This is a genomic window from Prevotella sp. (genome assembly GCF_036570325.1).
Taxonomy (GTDB): domain Bacteria; phylum Bacteroidota; class Bacteroidia; order Bacteroidales; family Bacteroidaceae; genus Prevotella.
Genome location: NZ_DATCYK010000056.1, coordinates 700,843 through 724,278 on the forward strand (window position 1 = coordinate 700,843; position 23,436 = coordinate 724,278).

21 protein-coding genes and 1 tRNA gene are annotated in these 23,436 nt (G+C 40.9%); 2 read left to right on the forward strand and 20 right to left on the reverse strand.

The genetic code is table 11. From position 1 onward, the window contains the following. Window positions 1–185: 185 nt before the first annotated feature. The 4 genes from pdxT to VIR50_RS07115 form a co-directional block, all read right to left on the reverse strand. The gene (gene pdxT, locus VIR50_RS07100; protein ID WP_331934433.1) at window positions 186–731 is read right to left on the reverse strand and encodes a pyridoxal 5'-phosphate synthase glutaminase subunit PdxT; all 546 of its coding nucleotides are present in this window, start codon (window positions 729–731) and stop codon (window positions 186–188) included. After that, the gene (gene pdxS / locus VIR50_RS07105; protein ID WP_331934434.1) at window positions 731–1,603 is read right to left on the reverse strand and encodes a pyridoxal 5'-phosphate synthase lyase subunit PdxS; all 873 of its coding nucleotides are present in this window, start codon (window positions 1,601–1,603) and stop codon (window positions 731–733) included. The genes pdxT and pdxS overlap by 1 nt, the downstream gene beginning before the upstream one ends. 167 nt (window positions 1,604–1,770) lie before the next feature. Further along, on the reverse strand, window positions 1,771–2,850 hold the full coding sequence (locus VIR50_RS07110; protein WP_331934435.1) for a bifunctional hydroxymethylpyrimidine kinase/phosphomethylpyrimidine kinase: 1,080 nt from the start codon (window positions 2,848–2,850) through the stop codon (window positions 1,771–1,773). A 99-nt stretch (window positions 2,851–2,949) separates the two neighbouring features. Beyond that, window positions 2,950–3,417, reverse strand: coding sequence for a nucleoside deaminase (locus VIR50_RS07115; protein WP_331934436.1), 468 nt, complete (start codon window positions 3,415–3,417; stop codon window positions 2,950–2,952). A gap of 194 nt (window positions 3,418–3,611) precedes the next feature. Between VIR50_RS07115 and VIR50_RS07120 the strand changes: the two genes are divergently transcribed. Beyond that, on the forward strand, window positions 3,612–3,989 hold the full coding sequence (locus VIR50_RS07120) for a YccF domain-containing protein (protein ID WP_331934437.1): 378 nt from the start codon (window positions 3,612–3,614) through the stop codon (window positions 3,987–3,989). A 41-nt stretch (window positions 3,990–4,030) separates the two neighbouring features. Further along, a complete protein-coding gene (locus tag VIR50_RS07125) occupies window positions 4,031–4,966 on the forward strand; it encodes a DMT family transporter (protein ID WP_331934438.1) in 936 nt (311 codons plus the stop codon). Between the two features lie 190 nt (window positions 4,967–5,156). On the opposite strand, the gene VIR50_RS07130 is transcribed toward VIR50_RS07125, so the two are convergent. The 16 genes from VIR50_RS07130 to VIR50_RS07210 form a co-directional block, all read right to left on the reverse strand. Further along, window positions 5,157–5,244: transfer RNA gene (locus tag VIR50_RS07130), tRNA-Ser, on the reverse strand. Between the two features lie 102 nt (window positions 5,245–5,346). Then, window positions 5,347–5,931, reverse strand: a complete 585-nt coding sequence (locus tag VIR50_RS07135) for an IMPACT family protein (protein WP_331934439.1) — start codon at window positions 5,929–5,931, stop codon at window positions 5,347–5,349. After that, window positions 5,932–7,179 carry a DUF1015 domain-containing protein gene (locus tag VIR50_RS07140; protein WP_331934440.1) on the reverse strand — a complete coding sequence of 416 codons (1,248 nt, stop codon included), beginning with the start codon at window positions 7,177–7,179 and terminating at the stop codon, window positions 5,932–5,934. Between the two features lie 96 nt (window positions 7,180–7,275). Further along, window positions 7,276–8,193 carry an NAD(P)-dependent oxidoreductase gene (locus tag VIR50_RS07145; protein WP_331934441.1) on the reverse strand — a complete coding sequence of 306 codons (918 nt, stop codon included), beginning with the start codon at window positions 8,191–8,193 and terminating at the stop codon, window positions 7,276–7,278. Window positions 8,194–8,211: 18 nt separating this feature from the next. Beyond that, window positions 8,212–9,285, reverse strand: a complete 1,074-nt coding sequence (gene serC / locus VIR50_RS07150) for a 3-phosphoserine/phosphohydroxythreonine transaminase (RefSeq protein ID WP_331934442.1) — start codon at window positions 9,283–9,285, stop codon at window positions 8,212–8,214. Between the two features lie 282 nt (window positions 9,286–9,567). After that, a complete protein-coding gene (locus VIR50_RS07155) occupies window positions 9,568–10,914 on the reverse strand; it encodes a DEAD/DEAH box helicase (RefSeq protein WP_331934443.1) in 1,347 nt (448 codons plus the stop codon). A gap of 11 nt (window positions 10,915–10,925) precedes the next feature. Then, entirely contained in the window at window positions 10,926–11,846 is a 921-nt protein-coding gene (locus VIR50_RS07160) for a tetratricopeptide repeat protein (RefSeq protein WP_331934444.1), read from the reverse strand. A 451-nt stretch (window positions 11,847–12,297) separates the two neighbouring features. After that, entirely contained in the window at window positions 12,298–13,518 is a 1,221-nt protein-coding gene (locus VIR50_RS07165) for a tetratricopeptide repeat protein (RefSeq protein ID WP_331934445.1), read from the reverse strand. A gap of 34 nt (window positions 13,519–13,552) precedes the next feature. Beyond that, window positions 13,553–16,189, reverse strand: coding sequence for a DNA gyrase subunit A (gene gyrA / locus VIR50_RS07170; protein ID WP_331934446.1), 2,637 nt, complete (start codon window positions 16,187–16,189; stop codon window positions 13,553–13,555). A gap of 747 nt (window positions 16,190–16,936) precedes the next feature. Beyond that, on the reverse strand, window positions 16,937–17,452 hold the full coding sequence (locus VIR50_RS07180; RefSeq protein WP_331934447.1) for a pyridoxamine 5'-phosphate oxidase family protein: 516 nt from the start codon (window positions 17,450–17,452) through the stop codon (window positions 16,937–16,939). A gap of 208 nt (window positions 17,453–17,660) precedes the next feature. Next, the gene (gene nqrF, locus VIR50_RS07185; protein WP_331934448.1) at window positions 17,661–18,929 is read right to left on the reverse strand and encodes an NADH:ubiquinone reductase (Na(+)-transporting) subunit F; all 1,269 of its coding nucleotides are present in this window, start codon (window positions 18,927–18,929) and stop codon (window positions 17,661–17,663) included. 18 nt (window positions 18,930–18,947) lie between these two features. Further along, complete coding sequence (gene nqrE, locus VIR50_RS07190) at window positions 18,948–19,574, reverse strand: NADH:ubiquinone reductase (Na(+)-transporting) subunit E (RefSeq protein WP_331934449.1); 627 nt, start codon at window positions 19,572–19,574, stop codon at window positions 18,948–18,950. 3 nt (window positions 19,575–19,577) lie between these two features. After that, window positions 19,578–20,201 carry an NADH:ubiquinone reductase (Na(+)-transporting) subunit D gene (locus VIR50_RS07195; protein WP_331934450.1) on the reverse strand — a complete coding sequence of 208 codons (624 nt, stop codon included), beginning with the start codon at window positions 20,199–20,201 and terminating at the stop codon, window positions 19,578–19,580. Between the two features lie 23 nt (window positions 20,202–20,224). Then, on the reverse strand, window positions 20,225–20,860 hold the full coding sequence (locus tag VIR50_RS07200) for an FMN-binding protein (protein ID WP_331934451.1): 636 nt from the start codon (window positions 20,858–20,860) through the stop codon (window positions 20,225–20,227). Window positions 20,861–20,875: 15 nt separating this feature from the next. Continuing rightward, window positions 20,876–22,030, reverse strand: a complete 1,155-nt coding sequence (locus tag VIR50_RS07205; protein ID WP_331934452.1) for an NADH:ubiquinone reductase (Na(+)-transporting) subunit B — start codon at window positions 22,028–22,030, stop codon at window positions 20,876–20,878. A gap of 6 nt (window positions 22,031–22,036) precedes the next feature. After that, window positions 22,037–23,389, reverse strand: coding sequence for a Na(+)-translocating NADH-quinone reductase subunit A (locus VIR50_RS07210; RefSeq protein WP_331934453.1), 1,353 nt, complete (start codon window positions 23,387–23,389; stop codon window positions 22,037–22,039). Window positions 23,390–23,436: the final 47 nt, after the last annotated feature.

The window sequence follows — 23,436 nt, forward strand, 5'->3', positions numbered from 1 at the left end:
AAAATTAAACCATCCTCCTAATCTTCGGCTCTCTCAAAGTAGACCTTTTAGCCGCTCAAAGCAGCCTTTTTACAAGATAAAAGCAGTGCTCTTGTCACGCAAAAGCACTGCTTTCAGAAAATCAACCGTAATCATCTGCTCAGTCAATCATTAAGAACTACAAAATAATGAGCCTATCAGCGGGCCTATTCCCGACACATTTCAATGAACAACTCGTGAGCAGACGTGCTCTCGTCTAATTCCGGATGGAAAGCCGTCACCATCTGCTTGCCTTGTCGAGCCGCTACGATATGATTATCAATGACCGACAAGACCTCTACCCCATGGCCGACTTCCTCTATATAAGGTGCACGAATAAAAGTCATCGGAATATCGCCTATGCCCTCAAAATGCCCTTCAACACGGAAACTTCCCAGCTGACGGCCATAAGCATTGCGCCTCACTTTGATATTCATTGTGCCAAGATGATCATGGTCGAGCATGATAAGGCCTGCGCAAGTTCCGAATACCGGAAGTCCCGCCTTGATTGCCTCACGAAGCAATACGTCCAAGCCCGCATCGGCAGCCACACGCATTATGGCCGTGCTCTCACCGCCCGGAATAATCAAACCGTCCTTGGGTTGGTTCCAATCCGCGGCATTCCGCACTAAAAAAGCCTCCACTCCAATATCGGAGAGCATTTGCCTATGCTCGGCAAATGCCCCCTGCAATGCTAATATCGCTATGCGCATTACTTACCTCTTTCTGCCATCAATAATTGTATCTCACTCTCATTGATACCCACCATTGCATCACCGAGGTCCTCGCTCAGTTCCGCCAATATTTTAGGATTCTGATAGTTGGTAACTGCTTTTACGATAGCTTGCGCACGCTTTTCGGGATTGCCGCTCTTAAAGATTCCACTTCCAACGAATACTCCCTCAGCTCCCAACTGCATCATCAGCGCCGCGTCTGCCGGTGTAGCAACGCCTCCGGCCGCAAAATTCACAACGGGCAGTTTACCATTCTCGTGCACATATTTAACCAGTTCATAAGGCACACGTAACTGTTTGGCTGCCTCATAGAGCTCATCGTTGGTAAGCGACGCCAAGCGACGTATCTCGCTCTGCATCATACGCATGTGACGCACAGCCTGAATAATATCTCCCGTGCCGGGCTCTCCCTTGGTACGAATCATCGTCGCCCCCTCATTGATACGGCGCAACGCCTCGCCCAAGTCCTTGGCTCCACACACGAAAGGCACTTTAAATTGACGCTTGTCAATATGATAAACGTCATCAGCCGGTGAAAGAACCTCACTCTCATCAATATAATCAATCTCAATGGCCTCAAGAATCTGTGCCTCCGCAAAATGACCTATGCGACACTTAGCCATGACGGGAATCGTAACGGCTTCCTGAATACCCCGTATCATCTTGGGATCGCTCATGCGACTGACACCTCCCGCCGCACGTATATCAGCCGGGATACGCTCTAATGCCATTACTGCACAAGCTCCCGCAGCCTCTGCTATCTTAGCTTGTTCAGGGGTTGTAACGTCCATGATAACACCGCCTTTGAGCATTTGAGCCAACTGACGGTTAAGTAATGTTCTGTCTTCCATATTTTTTTATTTGATAATTCTATACAGACAAAGGTCCACAGAATTATCAAAATAGGAAAGATATGCTTCCTATTCTGTAAAAAAATATACCTATAATAATAAGAATTGGACTAAAATATGCCGTAAGTTCATATCATCAAACATAACTTTCGGCCATGAGCAAGCACTTAGAATTGCCCCCTGAACTCCGTGGGAGTACGCCCCTCATAATGTTTGAAGTAGCGACAAAACATGGCTTGCGACGAAAACCCCAACTTACCGGCCACTTCCTGAATGGTCATTCGCGATGATTCGAGCAACACTTTGGCCTGATTCATCACATAATCGTCAATGACCTGCTTAGGAGATTTCGACACCACCTTGTCAGTTATCAGGCTTAAATAGCGTGAAGTAATACAAAGTTTGTCTGCGTAAAACTTCACATCATGAGCCGTCTGATAATTGGCAGCCAAATGAGAGAGAAACTCATTATACAAATCGGATGGTCGAAAACTCTTTGTTTCAGCGGCTACCGAATAGACAACTTGGCTATGGATATACTCATGGGCTTTGCGAATGGCCGACAGCATGTCATCGCCCATACCCAAACGGGTGGCAATGGCAGCTGACAAGGCGCCCCCCACTCCATGTTTACGCCATCCTTCAGTATTGTATGAAGTGAAAAAACGACTATAATTCTCGCTGTAAAGCAGGGCTGTTAATTGCCCTTCAATATGACTGCCTCCACGCAACAATACCCACTTGGCCCCCATTTCACAAAAGCGACGGGCAGCACCAAGCATGTCATCATCCGACAAGATAGTGGTATGAAGTATCAACTCAGCTTCATTACACTTTAGCATGAGCAATGAAGATTCGGGAAGCAGAATATCGACAAAGGCTGCAAGCGTTGCATCATCTGCCATCCGCTTACCCGAAGAACTGATGAGTCCCGGGTCAAGGACGATGTGGCGACAGCCAATCACTTCATGACGTAAACGCTCCACCGTAGGCCCACTGCCGACAAGTCCTATCTTTGCCACAGTTGGATGCAAATCATCAATGATAGCACGCACTTGTTTCACAACCCAATCAGTTGGCAAATACTGAATATCCGCCAACGATTTGCTGTTCTGTACGGTAATGGCAGTCAAGGCAGTTACGGGATAACCACCCATATCGGCTATCGTCTTGACGTCGGCTTGGATACCTGCCCCACCACTGCCGTCAGAACCTGTAATGCTCAAAATAGGGATTATCCGTCTCATAAACACCTATGCGCACATCTCAAAAATGGCACTGCTTGTTGGCAATGGACCGTAATGAGTTGATAAAAAATAAAACGATGAAAATTAAAAGATAAAAAGTCAATACTCTGTTTTATCCGCTTTTAACTTCCACATACGAAAAGCCTTCTTGCCTTCTTCAGGTAATAAAATCCGCATCAGCTTGCTGCGCTCCGATGGTTTGCGCTCTAATTCCTTATAAATAAAATCATCATCAAAACCGATAGAAGCTGCGTCGCGGCGGTCATTGGCGTAATAAATATGGTCAAGATGGGCCCAATAAATGGCACCAAGACACATCGGACAAGGTTCGCATGACGTATAAATGTCGCATCCGGCAAGATCAAAACTTCCCAAACGGCTCGTAGCTTTACGAATGGCATTCACTTCCGCATGAGCAGTGGGGTCTTGGCTTATCGTCACACTGTTAGAAGCCTCGGCTATAATCTCTCCATCTTTCACGATAACGGCCCCAAATGGTCCTCCGCCGGTGCTGACACTCTCTTCTGAAAGCTGAATGGCACGACGCATAAATTCTTCTTTTCCCATACTTCTTTTATAATGTTTTACATAGAGTTTTCTTATTTCTACAGTTCAGAAAGATAAGAAAACGACTTTCTTTATCCAAAATTCGTCATTTTTTTTGACATAACCAAATATAAGCATTACTTTTGTGTAAAAGCACGCAAAGGGGCTTCATAATCGTAACTTTGCACATATATAATTTAACTAACACAGCAAACATGAAAATTATAGGAAACATCATTTGGTGGCTCTTCGGTGGTTTGGAAGCTGCCTTGGGATATTTTACGGGAAGTCTTGTTCTGTTTTGTACCATCATAGGCATACCCGTAGCGCTACAGACTTTCAAAATAGGCCTGCTATGCCTATGGCCATTTGGCTCCACAGTAAAGGAAACAGAAGGCCCCAATGGATGTGTAGCTATTCCTTTGAATATTCTTTGGATCATTTTCGGTGGACTTTGGGCATGGATTTGCCACATATTCTTTGGCATTTTGCTCTATATCTCCATCATTGGCATACCCTTCGGAAAGCAACATTTCAAGATGGCAAAACTGTCATTGGCGCCTTTTGGAAAGGAAGTGGAATTAGGTATTTAAATCATTTGAAGGCTAAGATTGGAACAGAGGTCACCCAATATATGGAAGAAACAAAACTTCAGAAAAGCAATATAAGTATTTTTCAACGTCCCGTATTCGTTTCCCTATTTGCTTTGCTGGCTGCAATCGCATGGGGATGGGCCTACCCTTTGATTAAGTTAGGCTATAACGAATTTGGCATAACTACTGATATGACAGGTAGTAAGCTCTTGTTTGCAGGAATAAGATTCAGTCTATCAGGAGCTATTATTCTGCTTGTTGCCAAAGCGGCTGGTAGGGATTTTCATTTCAAAAAGAGCGGTAGTTGGTGGTATATTCTCCTATTCTGCCTTGCTAATACGACGCTCCATTACGCTTTTTTCTATTTCGGATTATCTCATAGTGCCGGGTCTCGTGCCGCTATCCTCAACTCACTGAGTGTCTTTTCTGTAGTCATCATGGCTTGCCTCTTCTTTAAAAGCGACAAGATGACTATCAACAAACTGATAGGTTGCGTAGTCGGCTTTGCCGGTATCTTATCGCTGAATTTGGGAACGGTGGAAAGCGGACGCTTCACTTGGCTGGGAGACGGTATGATTATCCTTAATGCGCTTTGCGGAGCCGTGGCCTCATTAATGACAAGAGGGCTGGGCCAACGTATCGATGTCTTTGTGGGCACCGGGCTAAGTTTGGCCATAGGGGGCCTATTGCTGGTTATCCCGGGAATATTGATAGGCGGTATACTTCCTCAAATCACATACGCAGGTAGCTTGTATCTTTTCCTCCTCATCTGCATCAGCACGTTGGGATTTACTCTTTACAACAAATTACTTACTTGTAATCCGGTGGGCAAGGTTGCTATTTATAACTCGCTTATCCCTATCATCGGTGCGGTTACTTCCTGCCTTTGCCTGAAAGAGCCTTTTTATTGGAAGTACGCTGTAGCCGGCATGTTAGCTGCTACTGGAATATACATCATCAACCGCCAAAAAGGATAAGCGGTTTTGCCTTCCCTAAACTTAAAGTAAATACGAGCAAGGGGACTCAAAAACCTTTTAAAAATTCCATATCCTCCTAAGCGGATTAGTTATAATAAAAAACTAAAGAAGTCGTTGTAAATCTTATCTACAACGACTTCTTTAGTTACGTAAGGCACCAATAAACTTTAATCGACACCCATATTCTTAGCGGAAGATGAGGGATTCAAACCCCCGATACCCGAAAGGGGTATACCGGATTTCGAGTCCAGCGCATTCGGTCACTCTGCCAATCTTCCATATTCAACTAAAACAATTACTTTCTTACCTTAATAGAATAGGCTTGCCTTAGTTTCTTCATTGCAAAAGTATGAATATTTGACGAAACGACAAAATTATTTTTATAATAATTTCTTTATCTTAGCTTCTAACAAAGCAGCCTCGCTCTTTCTGATAGATAATGTCATTGAGCACTCTGTATCAAAAGTTTGCTCTACGATTTTGGGGCTTAACTCCTTTATTATTTTCATCACATCTTTCGTCTGCTCGTAAGAAAAGGCAACCGTAAAGGTTTCTTCCACCAACCTTTTCTCAACGGATACATTTTCCAAAGCCAATGCGGCGGCTGTACGATAGGCAACTATCAATCTGCTGGTTCCTAAATTTACTCCGCCATAGTATCTAACAACTACGATTAAAATGTTGGTCAGTTCATTGCTGTTTATCTGACCTAATATAGGTTTTCCTGCTGTACTACTGGGTTCCCCATCGTCATTGGCCCTGAAGTTTTCACGTGCCGCCCCAAGCATATAGGCATAACACACGTGTCGAGCGTCATAAAAACGCTTTTTATACTCGCTCACTATACTTTTTATCTCATCTGTATTCTCTACATGATGAGCAAAGGCGAGGAATTTACTTTTGCTCTCAGTATAAAATCCCTCGCCTATTTCATTATTTGGAATTGTCTTATATTCGTCTTCCATTTAATCTAATTTGTGAATAACTAAGCCACTTCTGAGCTTTGGCTCAAACCAAGTAGCCTTAGGAGGCATAATTTTCCCACTATCAGCTATACTCATAATCTGATTCATCGTTACCGGATAAAGCGCTAAAGCCATGCGCATTTCACCACTATCTACACGACGTTTCAACTCCTCAAGCCCACGCAAACCACCTACAAAATCAATTCGCTTATCACTTCGCAAGTCTTTGATACCCAAAATATGATCTAAAATAAGGCGTGATGATATATCCACATCAAGCACACCGATAGGATCTGAATCATCAAAAGTACCTGCATGCGCGGTCAGGCTATACCAATGACCATCCAAATAAAGCGAAAATTCATGTAAATGTTGAGGCCTATATGCTTCTGTCCCTTGATCTTTAACATCGAAATTCTCACTCAATTTGGCTAAGAACTCCTCTGATGACAAGCCATTCAAATCCTTTACAACACGGTTATAGTCTAATATTGTCAACTGACTGGCCTGAAAACAAACAGCCATAAAATAGTTATACTCTTCTGTACCCGTGTGATTAGGATTCTGTTTTGCCTTCTCAGCGCCAACTAAAGCAGCGGCAGCCGAGCGATGATGGCCATCAGCAATATACAAAGAAGGCATGGCTTTAAATTCTGAAGTGATACACTGTATATCAGCTTCGTTATCAATAATCCAAAATTGATGACCAAATCCATCCTCTTTTGCCACAAAGCTATATTCAGGTGGCAATGCAGCGTAACGCTTTATCAGCTCATCAAGCACCTGATTATCAGGATAAGCAAAGAAAACCGGCTCCATATTAGCATTATTTACCCTAACATGCTTCATACGATCTTCTTCCTTATCTCGACGCGTCAACTCATGTTTTTTTATAACTCCCGTTAGATAATCATTAACGAAAGCCCCAACAACCAAACCATATTGGGTTTTACCATTCATCGTTTGGGCATATAAATAATAACAATCATTCGTATCTTGCACAAGCCATCCTTTCTCCTGAAACTTCTTAAATTGCTCTGCCGCACTTTCATAGACACGCGAATCATATTCTGAAGTTCCCATAGGAAAATTAATTTCCGGCTTAATTATATGATAAAGACTTTTCTCATTATCACCAGCTTCCATGCGTGCCTCCTCTGAATCCAAAACGTCGTATGGGCGGCTTTGAACATCTTCAACAAACTGCTTAGGTGGACGAATTCCTTTAAAAGGTTTAATAGTTGCCATAGGTAAGATTTTTATAAGGAAAAAATATGATAATCAAAAGAATGATTAAAAATAAAACTCCCTGCCTAAACCTATAATTTAGGCAGGGAGTTTAAGTTATTTATTTACTTGATATTTTGTGCAACCTTCCGCAAAGAAGGCATTTATCTGACGAGCAGCGGCAACACCCGCATTAAGATTGGCCTCCGCAGTCTGGGCTCCCATCTTCTTGGGTGTCGTAAAATAGCGTCCTTCAAAAGCAGCAAAATCTGCGTCTGCGTCAGGCTTAATGTCTGTGATGAATTTCAAATCATCACGATCAGCAAGCAACTTCAAGAGTTCCTGCTCATTGATAATCTCTTTACGGGCTGTATTAATAAGAATACCACCTTTCTTCATCTTGTCAACCATAGCATAATTTATGCTATTTTTCGTTTCGGGAGTAGCGGGGATATGTAATGATACAATATCACATACCTCGAACAATTCCTCTTGTTTTGCAACAGCATGCACACCAGCTTCCTCTATAATCGTAGCCGGGCAATAAGCATCGTAGGCATAAACATCCATGCCGAAGCCCTTAGCAATCCGTGCGACATTACGTCCCACATTACCAAAAGCTAAGAGTCCTAATTTCTTTCCTTGTAACTCTGTGCCCGATTTACCGTTATAGAAATTACGAACAGCATAGACCAACAATCCCAAAACAAGCTCTGCAACTGCATTAGCGTTCTGTCCCGGAGTGTTCTCAACCACAACATTATGAGCCGTTGCTGCTTCCAAATCTACATTATCGTATCCAGCACCGGCACGAACTACTATTTTAAGCTTCTTTGCTGCCTCAAAAACTTCCGCATCAACTTTGTCAGAACGGATAATCAAAGCCTCCACGCCTGCAACAGCAGCTAATAATTGAGCTTTATCTGTATATTTTTCCAGCAGAACCAATTCATGACCTCCCTTTTCTATCTCTGTACACATACATGCAACAGCGGATGATGCAAAAGGCTTTTCTGTCGCTATCAATATTTTCATAATTACCTAATTATAATATTAATACTGAGCTTCAAACTCTTTCATGCTTGCTATCAAAGCATTAACACCTTCTATTGTCTGCGCATTATAGCAAGATGCACGGAATCCACCTACGCTTCTATGGCCTTTAATTCCAACCATACCACGTTCTGTGGCGAAATCCAAGAATGGCTTTTCCAATTCCTTGTACTCATCCGCCATCACAAAGCAGATATTCATAAGTGACCGTGATTTCTCATCTACAGTACCTTTGAATAACTTATTCCGGTCAATTTCACCGTATAACAAATCGGCACGTTCTTGAGCACGACGGGCCGCAGCCTCTACTCCACCGTTTTTCTTGAGCCATCTAAGATTTTCCATCATAGAATAAATAGGCACAACCGGAGGTGTATTGAACATAGAACCCTTTTCTACATGCGTACGATAATCGATCATTGTAGGCAATGTTCTTGGCGCTTTACCAAGCATATCATCTTTCAATATTACCACAGTAACACCCGCCATAGCAATATTCTTTTGAGCACCGGCATAAATAGCCGTGTATTTAGAGACATCAACAGGACGGCTCATAATATCAGAACTCATGTCTGCTATCATTGGAACTGCCACTTCCGGATCTTTTGTTATTTCTGTACCATATATCGTATTATTGGTGGTAATATGCAAATAATCCACATCCGCCGGGACATTTGCCTCATAACCAATAGGAAAATAAGTATAATTAGAATCCGCGGAAGAAGCTACCTCTATTACTTCACCAAACATTTTAGCCTCCTTAAGGGCCTTTTTTGCCCAAGTACCGGTATTTACATAAGCAGCTTTCTTAATTAAGAAGTTTGCCGGAATCTGCATAAACTGGAGGGAAGCACCGCCACCTAAGAATATTACAGAATATCCATCAGGAATCTGCAAGAGTTCCTTAAACAGAGCTACACACTCATCTAAAACAGGTTGAAAATCTTTAGCACGATGACTAATCTCCATCAAAGACAGCCCGGAACCATTAAAATCCAAAATCTGTTTAGCTGTATTCTCAATAACTTCGCGGGGAAGCATTGAAGGACCTGCATTAAAGTTGTACTTCTTCATTTGGTATAAGTTTTAAATATTAGATAATAAAATAAGCAAATCTATTACACTGCGAAAGTACTTAAATTATTTGATTTTGGCAAATAATTGAGCAAAAATACACAAATATTATAAATCTAATGACTTTTTGCTACAATTACAGACTCACAAATAACATTTGTTGCTTTTACAATCTATGAGAATTAAGGTAAATATTATTCCACTAAATATATTTTTCTCGTCCTACGCATCAAAGATAAACAACTATTTTGATACTACAAAGAAAAATCACTATGAAAATAATTATTTCTTCTCAACAACGGTCTTTACTCCTTTTATTTTCTGTCCCACAGCCATTTTCAAGACCTTTTCAACCACTTGAGCTTGCACTGCAACTAAAGAATAATAGTCATAAACGTCTATTCTACCGATCTCGTTTGTTACCAAGCCACATTGCTTGCACAGAAATCCCAGCACATCACCCTTACTGATTTTGCTCTTTTTACCCTTACCTATATATAAGGTAGTCATTTTGGGTAATGGAATTTCAAGATTTTCTATTTTAAAATTCTCCGCTTGTAATCCCTCGGGAAATTCAAAACGATTGATTTCTACATTAGCATATTCCGGCATAGCCTCTTCCGGACCAAGTATCATAAAGGCCTTTCCCTCTGCTTGCCATCTACCCGTACGGCCTACACGATGAACAAAAGCCTCATAGGTTTCCGGAATATGATAATTGATAATATTCTCGACATCAGGAATATCGAGTCCTCTTGAACCCAAATCTGTACTCACAAGGATATTTGAACTGCCATTCATAATCTTATAAATAGCTTCTTCTCGCACGGGTTGCTCCAATCCTCCATGATAAACAGTCGGCTTAAAACCCAAAGACCGCAAATAGTTTGCTGTTCTCTCTACCGATTCCCGATAATTCAAAAAGACAATACTACTCTGATTTCCCACATGCAATAACAGTCGCACAAGACTATCCAATTTGTCCTTTTCAGGACTATTTACTTGGTAAAGTTTTATTCTTGAAGATATACCTCCCTCTTTAGGAAGATAGTCCAATTGCTTATAATCAGCTAAAGAAGCTTGTGTATCAAAATCCTGACAACGAGTAGCGGAGAGAAGAACATGATGAGCCACATGAGGAAGTCGAGACAACAGTTCCTTCATTTCATCCCTGAATCCCATTTCCAAGCACTTATCGTATTCATCCAAAACGATAAAACGTACATGCTCGGTTAAAATATTGCCCTTTGTAATATGATCATTAAGACGTCCCGGAGTTCCAAAAACGATTACCGGTTGCTTTTGACGCAATACTCTGTGCTCGTCCATTGTCGGCCGACCACCATAGCATGCACACGCTCTGATTCCGGCTCCCATTTGGGAAACGACCTTAGAAGACTGAAGCGCCAACTCTCGTCCCGGAACTACAACGATACATTGTACCTCGTTACTCGTCACGTCAAGCTGTTGAACTATCGGCAAAAGATAAGCCAAAGTCTTACCCGTGCCTGTCGGCGAAAGAATAATGAGATTATTTGTTCCGGAGCGCTTAAAACTTTCATAGACTTCCTGCTGCATCCGATTCGGAGTAATTCCGAGCTTATTAATTATTTCTTGTATATCGACCATATTCGTACAAATTATTTTTCCATATTACGGAGAATCTGATCTATCGTGTCAAATTCCTTTCCCATATTTAAATTCAAGTATATAGTATATAAGGGCAATGCCCACTTATTTTTCTGTTCGGGTGCCAAAATGCGATATTTCTCAAAATACCGAAGCGCATTCTTATAAAGTTGCATCACCTTGCCATGCTGCCTCCGGGCAATTTTATAATTCTTATCTATTTCTACCGCTTGATTATAATAAGCCAAACCTGCATTCAGATAAACATCGGGGAAACTATCGTTTAATGCAATAAACCTATTACATACATCCAAACATTTATCATATTGCGAGGTATTCAGCAGAAGCGTGCTTTGCGCAAAAAGAAAATTCTGATTCAAACTATCAACAGCCAAGGCCTCGTCACATATTCTCAAAGCCTTATCATGCTCTGACCTCGTAGAATAATATTCTATCAATCGCGGAAAGAAATAAGGGAAAGTCGGATATTTCTTAAATCCCTCTTCTATCGTTTTAAAGTAACGAACCGTGTCATTCTCCATGTAATAAGTCTCTGCCAAATACTGGAGCATGAGACAGTAATTTGACGAGTCTTTCAACGCTATATAAGAATGGTGCAACGTAGCCTTCGGATCCCTCAATTTATATCCACAATAAACCGCCCAATAGGCTGCCGATGGAAGAGTCTTATCCTTTTCCAAATAATGATAAGAGGAAAACAATGGGATTGTTGCACAGTTAATATATTCATCAAAAAACTGATAGGCCAATTCGTAATTTTGCTTTCGCACGAAATAAATTCCTCCACTATAAAGATTGGGGCGGAAGTCATGCAACACCTCTGCGTGCTTCTTACGAAAATCCAACTTAACCCTACCCTTTTTATCAGGCAGCGCATCCACAGAGTCAAGACGCTCCAATATCGCAAACATCTTTTTTGTTTGCAAATACAAAGAAACCGTATCATACTTCTGTTTCAGATACAATTTTTCGTTTTCTATTTCATATTGTTTCAAAACAGTCTCATAAAGAGTCAACCAAATTTTCTCATTAGTCCTATTGGTCGAATCGTTTAAAAGATTTTGCATTAGCTCTTCTGCCTTCTGAAGATTCTTCCCGGACTTTATATAACTATGAGCTAATGAAATATCTTTCTTTTGAGAAAAGCCTAAAAAGCAAGTACAAAAAAACAATGATAACAAAAATATTTTCTTCATATTATTTCGCATTGTGAGTGTCTAAAACCTTTCGCCTTACGTGTTCCTCAATTTCTCTCTTCTTATCATGTGATTGTAGAGCCACACAGACTTTTCTGTCTGCGATGGCTTTTCAGAAAAGACAAAGGCAGCAACCACATGACTGCTGCCTTTGCTTTTAAAAGTATTACTTGTTAAGAGTTTCCATTTCCTTTGTTCTTGCATCATTAGCGCCATAAATTGTGTAATAGCACTGATACAAAGGATAACTCCAGTTAGCCTTATCACGGTTAGGATCCAATGACTTAGCTTTTTCCAATATTCCCATAGACTCCTGATACAAAGCCTTCTGCTCAGAAGCTACGTTAAGATTGGCGGCCTTAGAGTTCAGGCAGAAGCCAAGATAAGTCAGAATGATAACATTCTTGTCATCAATAGCGGAAGCCTTCTTGAAGCTGGCTATAGCCTCCTCGGTCTTACCGGCGTTCATTTCGTTTTGACCCTTCAAAGCCCAAGCAGAGAAGTTGTTAGGCTCCTTGGTCAATTTGTCCTTGATAATCTGATCCTGCTCCGCATTCATCTTAAGACTTCCATACATGCTGGCCAAAGTGGCGAAGATTTGATCGTTCTTGCTATCTTGCATGTACAAATCCTTCAACTTATTAACATAGTTGACAGAATCTTCCTTGGTCTTCAGACCTTGCTGCATGATGTATAACTTCAAGTTCAACGCATCCTTATAAACAGCGGTATCCTTCATTGCGATGTCAACATACTTGTTGGCATTTTCAACCTGCTTATTTTGGAAAGCGAAAACAGCCGCAACACGTGCAACCTCACCCAAATACTGATCAGGAGCCTTGGTCTTGTCAATGCCACTGAACAAAGGATGAGTAGATGTATCTACATACAGAGAGTAGTTTTTATAAGCCAAGGCAGTATTCTCAGCGTTTCCTGCCTGCTGACCACCATTGATCAGATGCGTTCTGAGGCCCCAAAGTCTGTCAGCATTTGACTTTTGGAATCTTGGCTTAACCTTACCTTTTGCGTTAGGCTGCTGGTCAAACTCGTTACAAGCCATAGCACTCTCCATGGCATTCATAACCGCATTGTAAAAGCCAAGCGTGTCAAAAGCCTGCTGCTTGCCCTGCCCGAACTGTGCAGCCATTTGATTGGAAGTGATGATGGACTGCTCCTTGCTCACCTTGTCCATAGCAAGATCCACCAATTTATTGTAAGCTTTGGCTTTCTCCTCTGCGTTAGCTAACTGGTTGAGACTTGATTTAACCAAATTTTGTGCCTCCTCATAAGTCTTTGACTTCAGAATAGCCTTCAGTGGTTCGCTGTCGCCAGCAAATGCTGCTGATGTACCTAGTAACATCATGGCAGCAATCATCAATTTTTTCATAATTGAATTGTTTAAAAGGTTGATTATTTCAATATTAATTTGATTCTTGATCAGAAGCGGTGTCATTCTGCTCACCTTCTGTTTCATCAATTTCTATTGGGTTAGACGGTAATTCACTTTGTAAAGTTACAGACGAGTCCATATCTTTTTGAATTTCTTCATTTTTACGTGCCCACTTAGAACGGCTCTCTTCTTCGACCGAAGCCTCCAATTCAGAGCACATTACTTTGCAAACACTTGCTATCACATCATTTTTCTTTTCAAGATTGATGAGTTTCACGCCTTGTGTAGCACGGCCCATCACACGACAATCAGAAACAGCAAGTCTAATGACAATGCCACTCTTATTAATAATCATCAAGTCGTTCTCGTCAGTCACATTCTTGATAGCAACCAACAATCCGGTCTTATCGGTAATATTCAGGGTTTTCACACCCTTACCGCCACGGTTGGTCACTCGGTAATCCTCTACTTGTGAACGCTTACCATAACCATTCTCGCTGACAACCATTACAGTTTCCTCCTCAGGATTGTTGATTACAACCATACCAACAACTTGGTCGTTGTCGTCATCCAATCTCATACCACGTACGCCGGTAGCGGTTCTACCCATGGTACGGATTGTATTCTCATCAAAACGAACAGCACGTCCATTCTTATTGGCGATAATCAATTCGTTATTACCATTGGTCAGGCGTACGTCAACCACCTCATCACCCTCGGCTATGTTGATAGCAATAACGCCGTTTGTGCGAGGACGAGAGTAAGCCTCAAGGCTGGTTTTCTTTACGGTACCGTTCTTAGTGGCGAATACCACGTAATGTGAATTGATAAATTCCTCGTCATTCAAGCCCTTCAAGCGCAAGATGGCATTGATGGCATCGTCTGACTCAATATTGAGCATATTCTGAATGGCTCTTCCCTTAGAGTCCTTGCCTCCTTCAGGTATCTCATAACACTTCAACCAATAACATCTTCCCTTCTTGGTGAAGAACAACATGGTTTGGTGCATCGTAGCCGGATAAATAAACTCTGTAAAGTCTTGTTCACGATGACGGGCGCCCTTGCTGCCCACACCTCCACGAGCCTGCTCCCTGAATTCAGAAAGAGGAGTGCGCTTGATGTAGCCCATGTGGCTAACCGTAATTACAACGGGATCGTTAGGATAGAAGTCTTCCGGATTAAACTCATGGTCATAGGGCTTAATCTTGGTGCGACGCTCGTCTCCATACTTCTCCTTTACTTCCAAGAGATCGTCTTTCATAACCTTCTTGCAAAGCTCCGGATCGCTCAATATTTGGTTAAAATATTCTATCTGACGCTCCAACTCCTCATACTCTGTATGGAGTTGATCCATGCGCAGGCCGGTCAACTGACTCAGACGCATATCAACAATAGCCTTGCTCTGAAGCTCGTCCAAATTAAAGCGTTTCTCCAAATTAGCCTGAGCCTCTGAAGGCGTCTTACTGTTGCGAATGATATGTACTACTTCGTCAATGTTGTCACATGCGATAATCAAACCTTCCAGAATATGGGCACGCTCCTGCGCTTTCTTCAAGTCATACTGCGTGCGACGAATGGTAACTTCATGACGGTGCTCAACGAAATACTTGATACATTCCTTCAAGCTCAGCAAACGTGGACGACCTTTCACCAGCGCTATGCAGTTTACTGAGAATGAACTCTGTAACGCAGTCATCTTAAAGAGCTTGTTCAAAACAACGTTGGCATTCGCGTCGCGCTTCACATCGATAACGATACGCATACCTTGACGGCCTGACTCGTCATTGGCATTTGAAATACCATCGAGCTTGCCCTCTTTCACAAGGTCAGCGATATACTCTATCAACTGCTGCTTATTGACGCCATAAGGAATTTCTGTTATGACAATCTTATCATGATCCTCGCCACTTTCAATATCGGCAGTGGCCCTGATGATAATACGTCCGCGACCGGTTTCATAAGCGTCTTTCACGCCCTGTAGGCCATAGATGGTCGCACCGGTCGGGAAATCAGGAGCCGGAAGATACTGCATAAGACCTTCCGTGTCAATATCGGGATTATCGATATAGGCACAGCAACTATCGATCACCTCTCCTAAATTGTGCGTAGGCATATTGGTGGCCATACCCACGGCAATACCATTACCTCCATTTACCAACAAGTTAGGAATTCTCGTTGGCATAACGGTAGGCTCTTGCAGGGTATCGTCGAAGTTATTTGTCATGTCAACGGTGTCCTTTTCGAGGTCATCCATTACATGCTCGCCCATCTTAGACAAACGACATTCGGTATAACGCATGGCCGCAGGAGAGTCTCCGTCTACAGAACCGAAGTTACCCTGACCGTCTACCAGCTTGTAACGCATATTCCACTCTTGGCCCATACGAACAAGGGCACCGTACACCGAGCTGTCACCGTGGGGGTGATACTTACCAAGCACTTCTCCAACTACACGGGCACATTTCTTATATGGGCTTGTACTTGTGTTACCAATACCAAGCATACCATAAAGAATGCGTCGATGAACAGGTTTAAATCCATCACGCACATCAGGAAGCGCACGGGCTACAATTACCGACATAGAATAATCTATGTATGAAGATTTCATTTCTTCTTCAATGTTTATCTTCAAGATACGATCCTGATCAATTGTCTGATTTTCGTCCATTTAACAGTTTCTTTTTTATTTGTTTTTTGCTCGCCTGCAATAAAAGGAAATTCATTTTAAACACATTTCCTTTCGATTTAAGGCGTTTTGCACGTTTTCAAGCTGCTAAATTATATAAAAAAAATGGTTTATTCAAATTATTATATCTAAATAAACTTGATTTTACAAAATATTGGTCAACCTGCTAACAAATCCCTATAAAGCTCGTAGTATTTGCTACCAAGAAAGGCTGAAAACCACTATAAAATAGCGTAAAACAAGGGGCTGACAAACTAATTAATAGAAAGCAAAAGCACAGTCTTTAGTTATGCGCTTCCCAAACATGCCAAATGGGCTCGCCAAAGCATAGCTTTTACCCGCTCATAACAGCCTTTTCAGCGGCTCAAAGCAGCCTTTTATGGTGGTACATGCATCGCAACACCTCACTCTACTTCACTCACTTGCTCAAACGTGCATAACAGTTTAACGTAGAGAACATTACTAAAGAATCATTCATAGAGAAGCTAAAAGAGCGCCTCTCTACAGCCGACATTAATCAAGTAAAAACAGAAGTTCTGTCATTTGTTCACAATCCGAAGTAACTGGATATTTGGTCGAATGACCATTTTCTTCAATTAGCCAACATGCTAAACTTTAAATAGTACATATTTATCGCACTCTGCATCTTCAGTGGTACTTATATAGTATAAGATTAAATTAAATATTCATCTTCCTCTAAGCTGCGTACACATATAAGAGAAACTGTTATCATTCATTTTCTTTGCGCTGTAAGTTTTTCTGTCGTACCAATTCTATGGCTTCTTTTCCCGTCATGTGTTCTATCTCAAAACATATCATGCACATGTGAGAGAAGGATTTGCGGATTTCTTCATTCAGTCCTTCCTCATCGTTTGGACTATATCGTTCGGACAATAGGCGTAAAGTACACATTTTCTCATCACCATCTTCTATGATATGTACCTTGCCAAAACAGATTACACTCCTGAAATAAGTAGTAAACTCTTTTGGTTTAACGTCATCAGCAGCAATTACCGTAAATGAGGCCTTGGCATTATTTCTTATAGCATCTATTTTATGACCAGCCAATGCGGAATGGAAAAAAAGTTTGCCATCGTAATACACGTAGCTGATAGGAACTCCATACGGATAGCCCTCATCACCTATTAAAGATAAAACACCTGATGTTGCCTGATTAAGAATTTCAATACTCTCTGCTCCGGAAAGCAGTTGGCGCTTACGGCGCATGGCTCTTATATTTTCCATTATGCTTCGATTTTGCGTTCAAAGATAAATAAAATCAGTGTAGATATAAAGAATAATCTCAAAAAGGTTGCTGTTTCATGGAAACGAAACACTTTCTTTAAATAAAAAGAAAGAAGACTTATCATTATCTGATCAGCCTTCTTTCTTTACTTATTAAGCAATAATTTCTTTAAAAACAAATTGTCTTGGCAATCGATTTCTTACGAAATCATCCAAAATTATCATACATAATCGCATCTTGCTCAACACCCAAACTATAAAGATAGTCTGTAACCGTCTTGATAAGCATAGGAGGACCACAGAGATAGTACTCACAATCCTCGGGAGCTTCATGGTCTTTCAAATAGGTATCGCGAATGCAATTCACCGCAAAACCTTGATAGTAAGCTACACCTTGTTCATCTGCTATTGGGTCCTTGCTATCGAGCGATAAATGGAAGTGAAAGTTAGGATATTCTTTTTCCAAGGCCCAAAAATCTTCCAAGAAGAACGCTTCACCCAAAGCACGGGCACCATAGAAGAAATGCATTTCACGATCAGTCGTGTGCAAAGTCTTTGTCATGTGCATGATTTGAGCACGCAGAGGAGCCATACCTGCACCTCCACCAATCCAAATCATTTCCTTTCCTGAAGTGAAATTAGGATGGAAGTCGCCATAAGGGCCACTCATCATCACTTTATCTCCGGGCTTCAAGCTAAAGATATAGGAAGAACCTATACCGGTGGGAACGTCTTGGAATCCTATTTGCGGACGTGGCAGGAATGGGGTGCTGGCAATGCGAACCGTCAATGTTATAATATCGCCTTCTGCCGGATAGTTAGCCATTGAATAGGCACGAACGGTTGGTTCGGGATTATGTGCCTTCAAAGATAAGATATTGAACCTTTCCCATGTTCCGATATAATCTTTACCGATAGCTTCTTTGTCAAAATCGACATTGTAATCGATACAGTCATAAGCAGGTATCTTTATCTGCGCATACGAACCCGGCACGAAGTCCATGTGTTCTCCGGGAGGAAGGGCCACCTTAAATTCCTTGATGAATGAGCTGACATTCTTATTAGAGATAACGGTACACTCCCACTCTTTTACGCCCATAACACTTTCGGGCACCTTTATTTTCAGGTCACCTTTCACTTTGCATTGGCAACCTAAACGCCAATGTTCTTTAATTTGCTTGCGTGTAAAGTGAGAACGTTCAGAGTCGAGGATTTCTCCTCCCCCTTCTAAAACTTGCACCTTGCATTGTCCGCAACTGGCTTTACCACCACAAGCAGATGGCAAAAAGATTCCATTCTCATTTAATGTACTCATCAAAGAGGAGCCTTGCTCCACAGACAATGTACTTTCACCATTGATGTCAATGGTTACGTTGCCACTCGGACTCAAATACTTCTTAGCTATCAGAAGAATGATAACCAAGAGAATAATTATAATAAGGAATACTCCTATGCTTATAGATATAAATTCCATCATTTGAATACGTCCTCCTTACTAAAATTTTAAACCACTGAAACACAACATAGCCATAGCCATGAGGCCTACTGTAATAAAGGTAATGCCAAGACCTTGCAGAGGTTTAGGCACGTCACAATATTCCATTTTTTCACGAATGGCTCCCATGGAAACTATCGCTAACGTCCATCCTATGCCGGAACCAACTGCATATACAATGCTATCACTCAAACTGGTAATCGCCTGACTGCTTGAAGGATCCATCAAAACACGCTGCTGCATAAAGAGAGACGCACCCATAATAGCACAGTTTACAGCAATCAATGGTAAGAAAATACCTAAAGCACTATAAAGAGAAGGTGAATATTTTTCAACCACCATTTCTACCAATTGGGTGATACCTGCGATTACAGCAATAAAGAGAATAAAGCTCAAATAAGAGAGATCCACTCCTTGCACTAAGCAATCCGGTCCCAACACTTTTGTTTGAAGTATATAATCAACAGGAACTGTTATCAACAACACGAAAGTAACAGCAAGTCCCAGCCCCAAGGAAGTCTTTACATTCTTAGAAACAGCCAAATAAGAGCACATTCCTAAGAAATATGCAAAGATCATATTATCTACAAAAATGGAGCGGAAGAATAAATTTATTAAATGTTCCATAGTTTATTTTTCTTTATAGAAGAAAGCACGATGAACCCAAATCACACAGCCTACAAGAATCAAAGCCATGGCTGACATGGTCATCATTCCATTATTCATATAACCTGCATCATACGCACCCTGCGGAATCAACTGAAATCCTAACAAGCTACCACGGCCAAACAGTTCACGAACAGCACCTACAATCACTAAAATCATTGCATAGCCTAAGCCATTTCCTACACCATCTAAAAAGCTGGGCCAAGGTTTATTGGTCATAGCAAAAGCCTCCAAGCGTCCCATCAAAATACAGTTGGTTATAATCAAACCTACGTATACAGACAACTGAACACTCACGTCATAAGCAACAGCTTTCAATATTTGGCTTACGATTGTTACCAAAGCAGCAACCACCACCAACTGAACAATGATACGAATACGGTTAGGTATTGTATTTCGGATAACAGAAATTATCACATTAGAGAAAGCGGTAATTATAGTTACTGCCAATCCCATAACAATAGCAGGCTTTAATTGGGAAGTAACTGCTAAGGCGGAGCATATACCCAAAACTTGAACCATAATAGGATTATCCAAATTCAAGGGGTTGCAGAACACCTCTTTATTTTGTTTACTAAATAATGCCATAATTAATTTTCTTATTATTTCAATTACTTTTCAGACTTTAAAGAAGCTTCTGACTTCAAGGCTTTAAGATTATATGCTGACAACCCGTCCTTTAGCATTTCATCTACACCATTTGAAGTAAGAGTCGCACCGGTGACAGCGTCAACCTCGCTCTCAGGAACCTTCACGGTTTTCTTTACGCCAAGGACTATTTCACCAGACTTACTGAAAACTTTCTTTCCAATAAATAGCTCCTGCCATTTCTGATTATCCTTAATCTCCGCACCTAAACCGGCTGTTTCACCTTCATGATTAAAATAGACTCCATATACCGTATTCATATCTGAACCCTCAATGGCTACGTAACCGGAGATTCCTCCCCAAAGCCCCATACCTTTAAGAGGAAAAACATATACGGTCTTTCCTTTTATACTACACTTGTAATATACTCGTTCTTGATCCTGTTGCTCTTTAACAAACTCATTATATGTTTTCTCGGCTTCTTCATTCGATAAATTACGAAGATTCAGAGAATTCAGAATTTGTTTTTTCTGATCCAATGCAACATTTGCATCTTGCATGGGCTTTAGAGCTGTATAAACAAAGGCCAATAGGAAAGCGACGATAACAACCAATATCGCTGAATAGATAATAGTATATGAATTTGAATTTGTTTTCATAACCTAATTTTCTCTCTATTTGTTAATACGATTAGTTCTTCGGGCAATATTTCTGCTGACAACACAATAGTCTATCAGCGGCGCAAACATATTACCAAAGAATATTGCTAACATCATACCCTCAGGGTATCCGGGATTCATAACTCTTACAATGATTGCCATCGCTCCAATCATAAATCCATAAATATACTTACCCATTTCTGTACGAGCAGATGTTACAGGGTCTGTTGCCATAAATACGGCACCAAAGCAGAAGCCACCCAGAACCAAATGTTCATACCAAGCAATGGAAGTCATATCCAAAGAACTGAATATAAGGGCCATAACAATTCCTCCAACAAAGACGCTCCCCATCGTCTTCCAAGAAGCTATGCCCGTCCATAACAAAATTATAGCACCTATTCCAATCGCTATAACAGACGTCTCGCCAATAGAACCGGGGATAAACCCAACTATCATATCGTACAAACTTCCTTGTGGAACAATGCTTTGACTTATTTGGCTCAGTGGAGTTGCCATCGAAAAACCATCAGGCAGAGTATTTCCCAAACCAAAAATAGAGTTCTGTGCAACCCATATTGTATCGCCGGTCATCTTGGAAGAATAAGAAAAGAATAGGAACATTCTTGCACCAACTGCCACATTGAATATGTTCATTCCCGTACCACCAAAGATTTCCTTACAGAAAATGACAGCAAATGCACAAGCTAATGCCAACATCCATAAAGGAGTTGTAACCGGGACTATTAAAGGTATAATAATTCCTGAAACCAAATAGCCTTCCTGAATTTCTTCGTGTTTCCATTGTGCCCAAGCAAATTCAATTCCTAAGCCCACAATATAACTTACTAAAACTTTTGGCAACACGGCTAAAAAGCCATAACAAAAGACTTCTATAAAACTTGCCGAAGCAAATGTTCCTGCCGCAATATAATTTTGATACCCAACATTATACATGCCAAATAACAAGGCCGGTAACAACGAAATAACGACAATACTCATGATTCGTTTAGAATCTATAGAGTCGTGTATATTTGCTCCAGCCGCAGAAGTTTTATTCGGAACAAACAAGAAAGTTTCAAAGCCATCAAAAATACTTTCAAACATGTGCAACTTACCACCTTGTTGAAAGTTTGGCTTAATGTTATTGAGATAATTTCTTAAGCTCATATTTCTTTATGCGTTTTCTTTTCTTAATATATTCAAGCCATCACGAACTATCTTTTGAAGAGGCAATTTTGAACTATCCACAAATTCAGCCAAAGCAAAATCCTCCGGACTTATTTCATATATTCCCAATTGCTCTTGGCGCTCTATATTTCCAGAAATAATCGCTTTTATAAGATATTCCGCATATATATCCATAGGAAGAACCTTATCGTATTCGCCTCCCATTATCATGTGGCGCTCACCTCCTTTTATTCGAGCGTCGAGATTATACTCTTTCTTTTTACCCAACAACCATGTAAAGTAACTACGAGAAGCAGAAAATTGATTAAATCTTGGAAGAATCCATCCCAACATTTCATCTACATTATCTCCTTCAGGAATCGCTGTCACTTCAGAAGTATGACCACCGATATAATCTGTTAAATCTGTTTTATATCCCGTCAAAGGATTACCATGAATAAGTCTGACATGCTCAGTATGCTTTAGTTGATTTTGCAAAACATCAGAAAGAGGTGCACCTACTATTGTCTTGACATAACATGGGGTATTGATTTCACTACCAGCGATAGCCACAACCTTCTGTAAATCTACTTTACCGGTCAAGAATAAACGGCCAAAAAAGATGACAGAAGCGGGATCTACAGTCCAAACAATTTCGTTCTTATTGATAGGATTTATCTTATTTACCTGCACTCCAACATTACCTACCGGGCATGGACCATCAAAAACAGTCGTCACAACATCATGAGCATTAACAAGAGCCTTGTTAGTTTGCTGTGTACCACAACCCAAATAAACTTTTGCAATCTTACTCAAAGCAGTCAACCCTGCTTGAAAAGCGTCCTCATTTCCTTCAAGCTCTACTTCAAAATCAGAAGCCAAAGGCATATCACGTAATGCAGAAATAAAAATGGCTTTCGGCTGTGTGCTTGGATTTGTTGAGACTGCATAAGGTAATTGATTAATATACCCAAACAAACCTGCATCCAACAAAGCGCTCTTTACCTCATCCCCAGACAACTGAGAAACATCTTTTTTACCAAAATCCACATACTGCTGTTCGCTATCAACCAAAACCTTTACGCAAAGCACTTTTCTTCTATCTCCTCGTACGATAGCCGTAATTTTACCACTAACAGGAGAAGAAAACTTAACTGCAGGAAAAGCTTTGTTAACGAACAATGTGTCTCCAGCCTTTACTACATCACCTTCTTTTACAATAACCTTAGGAACGACTCCTTCAAAAGCAGTTGGAATAAAACCAATTTCTGATGGTAAAACCACAGAAACAATTTCCTTTACCGCATTTCCTTTAAGGTTAATGTTCAAGCCTTTTCGTAACTTTATGACATTCACCATTGTTTTATAAAATATATTTTATTGATTATTTTTCAAAAAGACAAGCC

Bases quoted from the DNA above. Each gene is read 5' to 3' on its own strand.
- VIR50_RS07120 (WP_331934437.1), top strand. From the start codon at position 3,612: ATGAAAATTATAGGAAACATCATTTGGTGGCTCTTCGGTGGTTTGGAA.
- VIR50_RS07180 (WP_331934447.1), bottom strand. From the start codon at position 17,452: ATGGAAAATATAAGAGCCATGCGCCGTAAGCGCCAACTGCTTTCCGGA.
- VIR50_RS07165 (WP_331934445.1), bottom strand. From the start codon at position 13,518: ATGAAAAAATTGATGATTGCTGCCATGATGTTACTAGGTACATCAGCA.
- VIR50_RS07160 (WP_331934444.1), bottom strand. From the start codon at position 11,846: ATGTTTGCGATATTGGAGCGTCTTGACTCTGTGGATGCGCTGCCTGAT.
- VIR50_RS07115 (WP_331934436.1), bottom strand. From the start codon at position 3,417: ATGGGAAAAGAAGAATTTATGCGTCGTGCCATTCAGCTTTCAGAAGAG.
- VIR50_RS07200 (WP_331934451.1), bottom strand. From the start codon at position 20,860: ATGAAAACAAATTCAAATTCATATACTATTATCTATTCAGCGATATTG.
- pdxS (WP_331934434.1), bottom strand. From the start codon at position 1,603: ATGGAAGACAGAACATTACTTAACCGTCAGTTGGCTCAAATGCTCAAA.
- nqrF (WP_331934448.1), bottom strand. From the start codon at position 18,929: ATGATGGAATTTATATCTATAAGCATAGGAGTATTCCTTATTATAATT.
- VIR50_RS07210 (WP_331934453.1), bottom strand. From the start codon at position 23,389: ATGGTGAATGTCATAAAGTTACGAAAAGGCTTGAACATTAACCTTAAA.
- VIR50_RS07140 (WP_331934440.1), bottom strand. From the start codon at position 7,179: ATGGCAACTATTAAACCTTTTAAAGGAATTCGTCCACCTAAGCAGTTT.
- VIR50_RS07205 (WP_331934452.1), bottom strand. From the start codon at position 22,030: ATGAGCTTAAGAAATTATCTCAATAACATTAAGCCAAACTTTCAACAA.
- VIR50_RS07135 (WP_331934439.1), bottom strand. From the start codon at position 5,931: ATGGAAGACGAATATAAGACAATTCCAAATAATGAAATAGGCGAGGGA.
- gyrA (WP_331934446.1), bottom strand. From the start codon at position 16,189: ATGGACGAAAATCAGACAATTGATCAGGATCGTATCTTGAAGATAAAC.
- VIR50_RS07145 (WP_331934441.1), bottom strand. From the start codon at position 8,193: ATGAAAATATTGATAGCGACAGAAAAGCCTTTTGCATCATCCGCTGTT.
- VIR50_RS07110 (WP_331934435.1), bottom strand. From the start codon at position 2,850: ATGAGACGGATAATCCCTATTTTGAGCATTACAGGTTCTGACGGCAGT.
- nqrE (WP_331934449.1), bottom strand. From the start codon at position 19,574: ATGGAACATTTAATAAATTTATTCTTCCGCTCCATTTTTGTAGATAAT.
- pdxT (WP_331934433.1), bottom strand. From the start codon at position 731: ATGCGCATAGCGATATTAGCATTGCAGGGGGCATTTGCCGAGCATAGG.
- VIR50_RS07125 (WP_331934438.1), top strand. From the start codon at position 4,031: ATGGAAGAAACAAAACTTCAGAAAAGCAATATAAGTATTTTTCAACGT.
- serC (WP_331934442.1), bottom strand. From the start codon at position 9,285: ATGAAGAAGTACAACTTTAATGCAGGTCCTTCAATGCTTCCCCGCGAA.
- VIR50_RS07195 (WP_331934450.1), bottom strand. From the start codon at position 20,201: ATGGCATTATTTAGTAAACAAAATAAAGAGGTGTTCTGCAACCCCTTG.
- VIR50_RS07155 (WP_331934443.1), bottom strand. From the start codon at position 10,914: ATGGTCGATATACAAGAAATAATTAATAAGCTCGGAATTACTCCGAAT.